This is a genomic window from Streptacidiphilus sp. EB103A (assembly GCF_041261405.1).
Classification (GTDB): Bacteria; Actinomycetota; Actinomycetes; order Streptomycetales; family Streptomycetaceae; genus Streptacidiphilus.
In genome coordinates this window covers 56,764-69,243 of sequence record NZ_JBGCAQ010000029.1, presented here as the reverse complement: position 1 = coordinate 69,243, position 12,480 = coordinate 56,764, and the positions used below count along the sequence as shown (strand labels likewise).

The 12,480-nt window shown below is 68.0% G+C and carries 8 protein-coding genes and 2 pseudogenes; 4 read left to right on the top strand and 6 right to left on the bottom strand.

From position 1 onward, the window contains the following. Positions 1-4: 4 nt before the first annotated feature. From ABH941_RS36565 to ABH941_RS36555, 3 genes are all read right to left on the bottom strand, one after another. Entirely contained in the window at positions 5-523 is a 519-nt protein-coding gene (locus tag ABH941_RS36565; RefSeq protein WP_370134842.1) for a type I-E CRISPR-associated protein Cse2/CasB, read from the bottom strand. Then, positions 520-2,001, bottom strand: a complete 1,482-nt coding sequence (gene casA / locus ABH941_RS36560) for a type I-E CRISPR-associated protein Cse1/CasA (protein WP_370134839.1) — start codon at positions 1,999-2,001, stop codon at positions 520-522. Before casA ends, ABH941_RS36565 begins: the two co-directional genes overlap by 4 nt. An 818-nt stretch (positions 2,002-2,819) precedes the next feature. Continuing rightward, a complete protein-coding gene (locus ABH941_RS36555) occupies positions 2,820-3,542 on the bottom strand; it encodes a DUF2637 domain-containing protein (RefSeq protein ID WP_370134836.1) in 723 nt (240 codons plus the stop codon). A gap of 1,023 nt (positions 3,543-4,565) precedes the next feature. On the opposite strand from ABH941_RS36555, the pseudogene ABH941_RS36550 reads away from it, so the two are divergent. Then, a pseudogene (locus tag ABH941_RS36550) lies at positions 4,566-5,969 on the top strand (ANTAR domain-containing protein); the annotation flags it as partial. A gap of 162 nt (positions 5,970-6,131) precedes the next feature. On the opposite strand, the gene ABH941_RS36545 reads toward ABH941_RS36550, so the two are convergent. Both ABH941_RS36545 and ABH941_RS36540 read right to left on the bottom strand, forming a co-directional pair. Then, positions 6,132-6,863 carry a WecB/TagA/CpsF family glycosyltransferase gene (locus ABH941_RS36545; RefSeq protein ID WP_370134833.1) on the bottom strand — a complete coding sequence of 244 codons (732 nt, stop codon included), beginning with the start codon at positions 6,861-6,863 and terminating at the stop codon, positions 6,132-6,134. Positions 6,864-7,061: 198 nt separating this feature from the next. Continuing rightward, entirely contained in the window at positions 7,062-8,111 is a 1,050-nt protein-coding gene (locus ABH941_RS36540; protein WP_370134830.1) for a UDP-glucuronic acid decarboxylase family protein, read from the bottom strand. Positions 8,112-8,354: 243 nt separating this feature from the next. Here ABH941_RS36540 and ABH941_RS36535 point away from each other — a divergent pair. The 3 genes and pseudogenes from ABH941_RS36535 to ABH941_RS36525 form a co-directional block, all read left to right on the top strand. Continuing rightward, positions 8,355-8,951: pseudogene (locus ABH941_RS36535) on the top strand (sugar transferase); the annotation flags it as partial. A gap of 193 nt (positions 8,952-9,144) precedes the next feature. Further along, positions 9,145-9,762, top strand: a complete 618-nt coding sequence (locus tag ABH941_RS36530; RefSeq protein WP_370134826.1) for a hypothetical protein — start codon at positions 9,145-9,147, stop codon at positions 9,760-9,762. A gap of 15 nt (positions 9,763-9,777) precedes the next feature. After that, a complete protein-coding gene (locus tag ABH941_RS36525) occupies positions 9,778-11,670 on the top strand; it encodes a DUF4012 domain-containing protein (protein ID WP_370134823.1) in 1,893 nt (630 codons plus the stop codon). On the opposite strand, the gene ABH941_RS36520 is transcribed toward ABH941_RS36525, so the two are convergent. Beyond that, positions 11,651-12,244 carry a low molecular weight phosphatase family protein gene (locus ABH941_RS36520; protein WP_370134821.1) on the bottom strand — a complete coding sequence of 198 codons (594 nt, stop codon included), beginning with the start codon at positions 12,242-12,244 and terminating at the stop codon, positions 11,651-11,653. The genes ABH941_RS36525 and ABH941_RS36520 overlap by 20 nt on opposite strands. Between the last annotated feature and the right edge of the window lie 236 nt (positions 12,245-12,480).

Below are 12,480 nucleotides of genomic sequence, written 5' to 3'. Positions count from 1 at the left end.
GGCGCTACTCCGGTTCGGTGGCGATCACGGGGTGGTAGAGGCTGGTAAGCCAGCGGCGGTGCACCCGATCGCTACGGTTGTCCAGCAGGTGGGAGACGTCTGCGTGCAATTTGGGCCAGTCCAGCGCGACGTGCTCCGTAGCCAGGACGTCGACTGCGGCGGACAGGCGACGCGGAAGAGTGGCAGGGGCCGCGTTGACCAGCGCAGTGATGTGGCGCTCCCGGACACTCTCGTCCCGAACCCGCGCCAGGGCGGCGCCCAGGTCCAGAGTGCCGCTGATGGGCTGGTGATAGGCCGTGTGCCAGCGCGCCCACAGGCCTGCGGTCAGCAGGCCGGCGTCCTGCGCGGCGCGCCACGGCCGGACATGGGGGATGACGTAGGGCAGCGCGGATGGATCGGGACGGTCAGGGAGGTAGCGCAGGGCGCGGCGCAGTGTGGCCAGTACGCCCAGGTTCCCCCTGGTCTTCATCCGTGCCAGTGCGTCGGGCAAGGGACGCGCCCAGTCGGGCGTCGGAGCGTTCATGCGCACTCCTGAGCCAGATCACGAACGGTGCCGCGGATGATGCGGTGGCCCCGCGCGCGAGCCGCCGCGTACCGGGGGGCGGGGGGCAGCGAGGTGGTACAGGAATCCAGTGCGTCATGGGCCGCGGACGCGACCTGGCGCAGCCAGGCGTCCAAGAGGTGGGCACGGGCACCCTCATCGGCAGCGCGTTCCAACTCCTCGGACAGGTCGACGCCATACCGATCCACTTTGGGCCAGAACGCCCGCTGCGCGGCCTGGGTCACCCGGGCGCGCTGCTCGCGAGGGGGGTTGCCCGCCACCAGGCCTGCGTCCTGTCGCGCGGTCAGCAGCGCGCTCCCGCAAGCGTCGGCGACGGTCTCCGCGATCAGTACGGCACTGCGCATGTGCGTCGTGGTGTGCATGGCGACCGGCATGGTCTCCCTCATCCACGACACGTACTTCGACTTCGCCTCGACGGCCAGACCCACCGTTTCGATGCACACCGGGGTCTTGCCGATCACCTCGGCGCGCTGGGCGAGGGCATGGACCATCCGTGCGCCGCTGGCTCCTGCTCCCAGTGCCGTGGCGGCGCGCCAGGTCGCCACGTTCGGCTCGTAGCCCAGCAACGCCCACCCCTCGGCGGCTTTCGGAGCTTCGACTGCGGTGATGTGCAGGTCGAGAGATGCGATCACGTCCCTGGGCACAGCCGGGTCGATCCCGGGGTCGACGGCCACGAGCAGTCTGGTCACCATCCTGTCGGCATCGGGCAGTAGCTTCACGTGCCGTGTCTGCCAGGTCAGCAATTCGATGACGTCCCGGGGGGGACGTCCGTGCACGGGTGCATCCGCTCGCCACGGCGGGCGACCGACGGCCGTCCCGGTCGGGAGGTTGAGGATGAGGGTGTGGGCCAGGGTCGGGCCGGTGGGAATGGCCAGTAGACGGTCCAGGAGAATCCCGGCACGGCCGGACGCCGGGCCGCTCCCGGCCGCGTTCGCCCACATCCCCGTCCGGGTGAACTGATGGAACGCCACGAGCCACCGCAGCGCCTCAGCCTGGGTGAACCGCGCAGGATTGGGTCCGTTCAGGTCAGTGCTGTCGCTGTAGATCACTGGGTTCTGCCCGGTGGGCAGATGCGGTGCGAGCTCGGCCACGGACTTCACTCCGACTCGGTCGGGCGTTCCTGCGTCCTGCAGGAACGGCGAACTCGTCGAGTGCAGGTGCATGCGCTCCCTGTGCTGGTCCAGGTAGGCGCTGATGCTGTGCACGGGAAGGCCTTCGTTCCACCAGCGCTCCCATTCCGCGTCATCTCGCGGGCCGCCCGTCGCATCGAGAACGACTGCGATCAGGAGTCGCAACACCGCGGCAGCCACTGGTGGTTCACCCGCCAGGCCGGACCACTGACCGGCGTCGGCCAACACCGCGGCCATCGAGGCCTCGATGGTCTGGCCACTCGCATCGGAGACCATGATCCACGGATCGGTCGCGGCATTCAGCTGCATGGCACGCGACAATAGCGCATTCACTGCACCGATGAACGAATTACCTCCCCGGACGACTTGGCTCGCCGAAAAGGGACAGATATCTCACGACCGCTCGCTCGAATGAATGTCCACACACAGCAAGTCAGCTAATCTGCAAACGTCTCCGGAAAGCCTCTTCCGGGGCAGTCAACTGCATGCGATGTAGTTATCTGATCCGATTTTCGCGGGGGCAGCCCTCCACTCACATCTCGAACGACCGGCTCTGCTGGTGGGGCACCCAACGGGGTGGAGGCACACGTCGCCGGCGGCCCGACCCGACGTCCGCGAGCCACAGCCATTCCGGATCGGGGACCCCGGGGACCGTTCGACCGGATTTGTGCCACTGTTCAGCGAGTGCGTCAAAGAGGGGCGTGGCGGGCGCCCCTTGAGCGCATTCGCCACCAGGACGTCCTTGCGCGTTGGCCCCCGGCGCCGGCCAGCCGTGCTCTCCTCCCGGAGATCCCATCGGCTCGGCAGGCACGAAGTCATGGTGCTGATGCTCCTGGCCCCGGCCGACGTCCTGCATGCACGTCCGCACCGCGAACCCGTCTCCCGCTGCGACCGGCCCGCGGGGAACCCGCGCTCCGCTGCCGGCTCGCGCCGCCGCGCCGGACCCGCAGTCATCGCCACAAGGGCCGTCGTGCGTGACTGGGCAGGTTCTCTGCATGCCTGGGTCACCCTGCCGCAACTGAATCCAACCTCCAACGGGGCGCGGGCGGTGCGTCACCCTTCCGGGTCCGCTCCAGCCACCGCCGCTACAGTCCGCTCTCGGCCCCCGGGCCGAGAGCGGACGCGGTCTAGCGGGACGCCCTGTGCGAAGCGCGTCGGGACGTATGTCTGCGCCGTGTACTCCGACGACTGCAGCTGATTTGGCGCACGAGCTGATGCAAGGAGACCACCGCAGTGATCGGGGGCAGGCCGGCGACGACCATGTCAGGCAGGGTCCTTGGCACGTCAGCGACACACAACCCGGTTGCGACAGTGGAGAACAGAACGACCACGACCCAGGAATGCATCGCCTGACGCCCTTCCAGAGCAGCCCGCAGGACCGACAGCCCGCCGGCGAGCCATGGCCCGTAGACGATGACCGGCCATGGCTGCGAGAGTCCGGTCGGAACCCTCGGAGACGCCAGCTGCTGCAGCGGGCCGTAGGAGAGCATGTATCCCAGCAGGCACACGACGATGACGGTCGCCGCGGTCAGCACCTCGAAAAGGCAGCGGAGTACCGGGGACGCAGCCGGTGGTCCCGCGCGACGACGACTCCTGCGAGGCGCCGGAACGGCGGTACCCGCGCGCGCCGCTGAATCCTTGACAGGATCACCGGGACGCGGCAGGAAGTCTCCCCCGGTCTCCCAACCGCCCAATGCGCCCCACGCCTCGACCGTCGGGTACGAGAGCCGCGAGGCAGCACCCACGACACGCTCGTCGCGCCGACCGCTCGGCTCGTACGGCGCAGCCCGCACACGATCCTGCGCGGGGGCGTAAGCGCCGGCCCCGTAGAGGGGAAAGAACTCGCCCATAGGGTCATACACGGACCGCTCCGTACGCTCGTCGGCTTGCGGCTCCGGCCGCGGTGTCCCTGCTCCGAATTGCGCCGGGATTCACCCCCCGGCCGATGCCGGATCAGTTCCGCATCGCGCGAGGAAGGCATGCTCGATCTGGCGGATCGTCCGCACAAAGTCGGCAAGGACGCCGGAACAGTATTGCAAGGTGACTCGCTCGCCGTTGCAGGATAGATGTCCGATTCGAACGTCGCCCGCGGGGTTCCTTCGGTCAGGGACGAAGAGCCACTTTCCGAGGCTGCAGATCGGCTCCTGCTCCTGTGGCAGCAGAGTCCTCGGCTGTTGCATTGAAATCATGCTCTATAAACGAGGACCCCACCGGTGGCGATGTACGGCATACGGGCGTCTTTCTATATTCAGTTCCTGGAGCGCTCCGTGAAATTACCCGCCCTGGCAGGGCTGGTCGAGGGGTCGCAGCAAGTCAGGCACAGAGCGGAACTACAGGGGTTGTGCATGGGGACAGCAGATGCCCAAGTGCACAAAGTAGCGCATGGTACTCCTGTGACAGCCGCTGATACTCGGTGAAAATCCCCTCCCAGGGGGGTGGCGCAAACTGGCGCGCCTTCCCCACGGATTGACCATCCGAGGGCCTCACAGGGGTGGCGCGATGCGCCACCCCTGTGTTCCGGTGGCGCTCGGCGAAATTCACCGATGCCGTCCCCGCTACCTCGCCTTTCGTCCGCATGAGCCGTATTCGGCCACAGTGGCGCTCAGCGAAACTCCCCTCCCGAGAAGGGGGGTGGCGCATGTACCACCCCCCTTTCCCGTGAATTGATCACGCTCCGACATCGGGGGTGGCGCAAACGAGTCATCGGTGCATCCGATGGCGCTCGGCGAAATTGCCCAGGGGTTCATGGGCGCAGGAGAAACCTTTTTTCGGTGTGACTTGGGTAACCTTTGTGTTATGTTTCCGGCCGGATTAGAGCGGGCTTCAAGAACTCGGAGTGCGCGACGTCAGGAGAGCCTTGCAAGGAGGTTTGGATGCTAACCAAGGAGGAATACGCGGAGGCGCGTGCGCTGCGCGGCCAGGGATGGTCTATCTCGGCGATCTCCCGGCACCTGGCCCGCGATCGCAAGACCGTACGGGACTACCTCGGAGGGGAACGCGTCGCCGGCGTCCGAAGGCCCGTAGCGGATGAGTTCCAGCGGTTCCTGCCGTACTGCCGCCAGCGTCTGGCCGAGGCCGCGCACATGCAGGCTACCGAACTGTTCGACGAAGTCGTCGCCCTGGGCTATCTGGGCGGCTACTCGACGTTCACGCGCGCACTGCGCAAGCACCAGGTGCGGCCGCTCTGCGCACTGTGCTGCCGAAACCTTAGCAAGGACGGAGCGCCCGCCCCCCACCCGGCACGCGAGGAGGTGAGGTTCGCATGGCTCAAGCTTCCCGACCCGCCCGCGCGGTGGGGCTACGGGAGCTGCGCCCGCCTGCTGGTGGGCGCGCTCGCGAGCACGGGCCGCTGGCGCGCAGTACTCACGGACGACAGTGAGGATTTCCCGCAGCTCGTGGAAGCCATCGACCAGGTACTGAGACGCCTGGGAGGCACGGCCCGAATCTGGCGGTTCGATCAGCCACTTGCCGTGTTCTCCCAGTCGACCGGCAAGGTCAAGCGGGCATTTGCCCAGGTGGCTGAGTTCTACGGGGTCGGAATCGGCTTCCCGCCCTGGCAGGGCAGCCGACACGTGATGTCGGAGGAGGATCTACGATCGGTCTCCCAGAACTGGTGGAGCACAGTGGGCGACGGCACGCGTATCCAGGTCGCACAGGACAGTCTCGACCAGCTCGCAGCATGGATGGACCGGCGCCGTCAGTTCACCCGCATCGCGCGTGCAGCCGGCGGTGTGCACGCCGGTGCGCAGAGATTGCAGGAGTTGCCGGACACGCCCTTCCCGGCCCAGATCTGCGTCATGCGCACGGTCACGTCCGACGGCATGGTGCCGTTCCGGGGGAACTTCTACGCCGTCCAGCCAGATCTGTCCGACGCTGCTGTTGAAGTGCGGTGGAGCCTTGACGAACCGTGCTTGTCGATTGCCACAGCCGGTGGAGCGGTAATCGCCCGGCACACGGTTGCCCCGCAAGGGGCCGGAGAGACGGTGACCAGCCGCAGCCACGCCGTCGTGCTGGATCGCCCTCCGCGCGCGGTACCCGCAAAATCGGCGTTCTGCCCAGGCAGTGTCAGCCGTCCTCCGGGGGCTGCGGCCATGGCCGAAGCCGATGCCCTGCGCGAGTCGGCGCATGGGCAGTTTCGCCTGGGCGTGCGGTCCCGGATCGCCATCGCCCAAGCGAAGGGCGTGGTAGCGGCCGGCCGCAGTATCGGGATCGACGAGGCATTCGTGTTGCTGCGCGACCACGCCCAAGCCCATCGGCAGTCGCTCGCCGACCTGGCACGCAATGTCATCGACGGCACCACCGACGTCAGCCTGCTCGGATGCCCTGCCGGGTCGCCCCCGGTGGCCCACCCCGATCCGACAGCGCCGTCGTGGGTGCACGTTCATCCGGGGACGGGTTCGGCAGCGGAGGCCCGTAGCCAACTCGGCGCGGTTCCACCGTCAGCGGATCGCCTGGGCGACCACGCATCGCAGGAATCTGGCGTTCCCGAACAGATAGCGCCGCCACAGTCGGCGGGGTTCGCTGCACAGTCGGAAGAGCCATTCGAGGCCGCTGTCCTGAATCCACGGTGATGCCTGCGGCTTGTTCCCGGAGACGAAGTCGAATGCGGCACCGACCGCGACGACGGCAACGGGCAACTGCGATGCGAGCCAGGCCGCTTCACGGTCCTGTTTGGGAGTCCCGAGGCCGAGCCAGACGATCTGGGCGCGTGCGTTGCGGATCCGTGCCACCTGCGCGCGGCGCTCGTTGTCGGTCGGCGTGCGGAACGGTGGTGACTCGGCGCCCACGATGGTGGCGGATGGGAAGCGTTCCCGCAGTCGATCCTGTAGGTCGACCAGAACCTGCGGAGTGCCGCCGACGAGGTAGTGCCGAAGCTCGATCGGCTCGCCCAGCGCGAACACGTCGAGGAAGAGGTCAGGGCCGTACACGCGATCGGTTTTGGGTGGGGACTGCCTGCGATGCAGCCACCTGTTGGCCCAGACGACTGACTTGCCGTCAGGGAAGTTGGCTGTCGCCTCCTTCAGCAGGGTCGCTAGGCCGGGGTCGCGATCGGCGAGTGCGATGGTGTAGGCGTTGCACAGATGAATGTCCGCCCCGCGGTCCAGGCGAGAGGTGGCGAGAGAGAGGACCTGGCGCGCCGCCTCGACAGGTGGGCACGTGAGGATGGGCACGTTCGCGCAGCGAAGGACGCGCGATGGCGGTCCTGGCCGGGGCGCGGGCGGCACTGATCCGAGGGCAGGCGTCGGGAGGTGCTTGGAGAGTGGATATCGTGTCGACCCGCCGTGCCCGGGTGTGGTGGGTGCGTCCAATGTCGTCGGTCCTCTGTATATCGGGCTACGCGAATGTTTCCGGATCGATCGGGTGCCGGGTCAGTGGGCGTGCGGCCCTGGCTGTGGGGCGGCGGGCGACGCCTCCGGATCCGGAAGGTCGTGTCGGGACTGCTGTCCGATGACCATCGAGGCAACGGCGTTCTGGTCGAACTCGGAACCGCCGAGGCTGCGGCGGAACCAGGAGATGGTCTCGCGCATCCCTTGTTCGACCGGTGTGCTCGGTTCCCAGTTCAGAAGCTCACGGGCGGCCGTGATCTCGGGCCGCCGCTTCTCCGGGTCGTCCTCCGGGCGGGGGATCAGGGTGATCCCGGAGGTGGAGCCGGCGAGTTCGGCAATCCACTGGGCGAGCTGAAGCATCGACAGTTCGTGGGGATTCCCCAGGTTTACCGGACCGGCATGGCTGCTGTTGAGCATGCGGATCAGGCCGTCGACCACGTCCGCGACATAGCACAGGGATCGGGTCTGAGTACCTGAGCCGGTTACGGTGATGGGAGCGCCCTGCACTGCCTGGCGAACGAAGGTCGGGATGGCTCGGCCGTCGTCGGGCCGCATCCGCGGGCCGAAGGTGTTGAAGATGCGCACGATCTTGGCGTCGACACCGCAGGTTCGGCGGTATGCCATGGTCAGTGCCTCCCCGAAGCGCTTCGCTTCGTCGTACACCGAGCGTGGTCCGACAGGATTGACGTGACCCCAATAGTCCTCAGGCTGGGGGTGGACCTGCGGGTCGCCGTAGGACTCCGAGGTGGAAGCGAGCAGGAAGCGGGCGCCGGTGGCGGCCGCGAGGTCCAGTGCGTGCCAGGTGCCGGCGGAGCCCACCCGCATGGTCTCCAGCGGCATCCTGAGATAGTCCGCCGGTGATGCAGGGGACGCCAGGTGGAACACGGCGTCCACCGAGCCGCGCAGTTGCAGACCATGCGTGACATCCCGTCGGTGCAGGCGGAAGCCTGGATGCTTCAGGAGATGCTCGATGTTGCGCGGAGTGGATGTGAGGAAGTTGTCCACGCACACCACATCGCATCCATCAGCGAGGAGGCGCTCACACAGGTGGGAGCCGATGAAACCGGCTCCGCCGGTCACTACCGCGCGCATAAAGATCCTCTCGGACCGCCGGTCCGGAGGCGTGCCCAGACCGCCGGAAGTGTCGGTCGCGAATTCCTAGGCGATGTCATGCTTACCTCCATTTATTCCGTATCGCCCGAATTGAAGCGCATAGCAGGCGCACATTGCTCCAAACAGGTCGTCACATCGCCTGTTCGGTAGCAGAAAGGAAGCGGAGTGCTCGGTTCTCCAGCAAGATGCCGCGCCGGTCGTCCGTCCCAGGCGCAGCGTCTCGGCCCCCGAACGGTCAAACGGGCCATCGACTTGGCGGGTGCGGGCTTTCTGCTGCTCCTGCTGGCGCCGATCCTGTTCGCGGCGGCCCTCGCTGTGAAGGCGGACAGCGCCGGTCCCATCCTCTTCCGGCAACTCCGTTCCGGTTGGTACGGCCAGGACTTCCACGTACTCAAACTGCGTACCATGCACGTCGGCTCGGAGGGGCGCAGGGCCGATCTCGCAGCCCGCAACGAAGCCGACGGCCATCTGTTCAAGATCCGGGACGACCCCCGCGTCACGCCGGTCGGACGCTGGCTGCGCCGCTACTCCCTGGACGAGCTGCCGCAGTTGCTGAACGTCATGGCCGGCCATATGTCCCTGGTCGGGCCACGACCTCTTCCGGTCGCGGACTCCGCTTTCACCGGGGACGCCCGGCGCCGGCTCCTGGTCCGTCCTGGGATCACTGGTCTGTGGCAGATCAGCGGTCGGTCAGAGCTTCCCTGGGAGGAAGCTCTTCGTCTTGATCTGCACTACATCGACGCCTGGTCGCTCCGCCTGGACTTCGCGATCATCGTCCGCACCCTTCCCGCCGTCCTTCGCGGAGAGGGTGCTTACTGATCCCGGACCACCTCCCGGCCGGCGGGTCCCGGTCACTGTGCGTGCTGCGCCATCCGACGGATTTATGCGCCCACCGTGTTACAGCATGGCCGCTTGTCCGTATTCATCTCTGATGTCGCACCCTGCTGTTTCGAGTTCCACTGAAACCTCCCGGGGGCCAGCACCCCGGGTCGATGCAAGGAGTCCCCGAGAGATGCCCACACCTTCCAAGCGCGCCGCCCTCGCGGTCGCGGCCACCGGTCTCATCGCCGCAGCCCCCGTGGCCTGCGCCCAGGCAGCCCATGCCGCGGACTACCCACCCGGGCTCGGCGACATCAGCGTCAGCACCAGTCTCGTCATCGTCGGCGGCCACCTCACCTTCACCGCGACGCTTCCCTCGGGGCCGCCGATCCTGGTGCAGGTCACTCTTCCCTCGCTGCCGACCGCGCTGCCCGGTGCGGCGAGCCGCGGGGTGGCCCGGCGGGCCCCGCTGACCCAGCGGCTGGCCACCTTCACCGCCGATCCCCAGGGCCACGTCTCCGGTCAGGTCACCATCCCCGCCAACACCGCACCCGGCGACTATCAGCTCACTGTCACCGCACCGGGCTCCAAGCATGTGCTGTCGACACCGATCCGGGTAAGCCTGCCGCGCACCAACGCGTCCGCGAACGTGCAGCTCAACGCCCTCGACACCGCATACAAGAAGCCGCTCGCCACGTCTGAGTCAGGTGCCCCGTCCCGGCAGGTCACCGCTGCCGCCGGGCTGGCTGTCGGCGTCGGCGCAGCGGTTGTGGCGGTGCGCCGACGTCGCTCCCGCAACGACCAGGACTGACAACGGCCGCAGCGCATGGATGCGTTCTTCCAGCACGACACCGAGCCGGCCGGCACGCCCAGGGCTGGGCAGCGGCGCATGCGCCGCGCCTTCCAGGTGCTGCTGGTCGGCACGGGCCTGCTCCTGGCAGCCGCCGCCTGGCTTTTCACGACCAGCCTGCTGGCCCGCTCGGAATTGCTCGGCGCCCAGCACGACCTGGAGCGGTTGCGGATGTCCTCCGATCTGGTTTCCGCCGAGCACACATCCCGGGACGGCGCTCCTCCTCACCTGGACCCGGCGGTGGAACTGAGAACCGCTGCCATGCGCACGAATCGAGCCCACCGGCTCACCACCGGCCCGCTGTGGTACGCCGCTTCGCGCCTACCTGTCGTGGGCGCCCCCCTGCGCACCGTGCGGGGTACCGCGGACACCGCCAACCGGCTGGCGCACGATGTGCTCCCCCCGCTCCTGCACGCGGCGGCCCAACTCACCGCAGGAACAGGCCAGGGCAACGGGCACCTCAACCTCGCCGCCCTCCGTGACAGCGCCCCTGCTCTGGACCGGGCAGCGCGCACCGCTGCCCACGTACGCGCCGAGACCGACGCACTCCCCCGAAGCACCTGGCTGCCCGAAGCCGACCGCGCCCGAGCCCAACTGGCAGACCGCCTCGACCAGATCGCCTCAGCGACGGCTGAAGCGGCGACGGCCGCCCGCCTGCTGCCGCCTGTGCTGGGGGCCGACGGCGAGCGGCGCTACTTCATGGTCTTCCAGAACACCGCGGAGTCACGCGGTACCGGAGGGCTCCCCGGAGCCTTCGCGGTACTCACCGCCGACCACGGGCAGGTCGGGTTCGAGGATTTCGGCAACGACACCGCGATGGCCCACACCGAAGCGGCAGTGGACCTCGGAGCCGACTACGCCGCCATGTACGGCCACAACGGGCCAACGCGCACCTGGGTCAACTCCAACCTCAGCCCCCACTTCCCCGACGCAGCCCGCATCTGGGCCGCCGCATGGCATCAGCACAGCGGCCAGAACGTGGACGGCGTGATTGCGATCGACCCCAGCGCACTGGCTCCCCTCCTCACCGCCACCGGACCCACCCGCCTCCCGGACGGCACAGTGCTTACCGGCGCCAATGTCGTGGACCTCACGGAAAGAACCAGCTACGCGACCTACCAGGACACGTCCCAGCGCAAGGCGTTCTTTCTCACGGTTGCCCGCGCGGCCGCCGCGAAGGTTCTCGGCGCAGCGCACGGTTCCCCACAACTGTCCGCGCTCTTGCCTGCGCTGCACACGGCCATGTCCGGCGGTCATGTACTGGTATGGAGCGCGCACCCGGGCGAGCAACGAGAGCTTGAATCGCGCGCCGTCGGCGGTGTAGTCCCCGAGGGCCCGGCCCCCTTCGCCGGCCTGGTGGTCAACAACGCGGCCGGCACCAAGCTTGACTACTATCTCGAGCGCGACTTGGACTGGACGGCAGCACCGTCCACGCCGGCAGGGCGTGAAGTCACCGTGACGGTGGGCCTCACGAACCGAGCTCCCACGGCGGCACTGCCGGCCTATGTCACCCAGCGGGTGGACGCCCCGAACTACCCGACCCGCCCAGGCGACAACCGCCTGCTTGTGTCGTACTTCGCGACCTCCGGGGCGAGCCTCGTCGGCGCCACCCTGGACGGCCGCACCGTCCTGTTGCAGCCCGGCCTCGAGCGTGGCCACCCGACGTACACGCTTGACCTGGAACTCCCGGCCCGGTCCACACGCACGCTGGTGCTGCGCCTCCTTGAGCCACCCTCCGACCGGTCGCCCACGCTGCTTCGCCAGCCCCTCGCAGGACCTCTGCGGGCCACTGTCAGGACCCTCGCCCGGGCGGAGACCGTCAATCGCAGGGCAGCAGAACCGGCAGGCGTCAACCCAGGACGGCCCTGACGATACGTTCCACAGCCTCCTCGATTCGTACCGCGCACGCGCGCGCCACCTCCAGCGGCGCGCCCTGCGGGTCTGCCACGTCATCGTCGGCTGTTCCGCCGGCCGAACCGCGCCTGCGTGCGGCGCCCTCGACCAGGGCAGTGGCGCGAGCGATCGGGCCGGACACGCCCGCAGCGTCCTCGAGTCGCAGCAGGCGCGCCAGTTCCCGCAGGGTGAAGGCCCGGTGCAGCGCCCACTGCGGCGACATGCGTACGGCTGCCTCACGATGCTCAGCAGCGGCGCCAAGTACGAGGTCGGAGCATCGAACGAGGTCGGCGGTCAGTCGATGCGCGACCGCGCCGGTTGGATCGCCGCCCATTTCTGCAAGCAGGGCGGCTGACTGCGGGGCCATGGGAGTCCCCTGCCGGGCAGCGGTGCCGACGCTGCTGACCTGAATCAACTGGCTGGCTGAGCCGAGCCGTTGGGTGAACAGACGCTCCGCCAAGGGAGAACGGTGCACGTTGCCTGTGCACACCACGAGTACGCGGTAGGGAGCTCTCGCGTTCGGCGGCCCTGCCGGTTCGCCGTAGGTCATCGGTCCGTCAGCTCCCGTCCGTACTCGAACTCATAGGATACACAGTTCTCGTTCTGCTTTCATCAGTTGACGTTCCAAGTGAGGATAATCGCCGAACTTCATCACCCCGACTAAGCCGAGTGGCAGCACCTCGAATAGCGACGATTTGACCTCCGGGACATTAATGAACACTGCGAGCTGAATCGCACCGCAGGCCAGACCAAGCGCAGGATGGCCGTTCGCCCGGCCACCGGAGG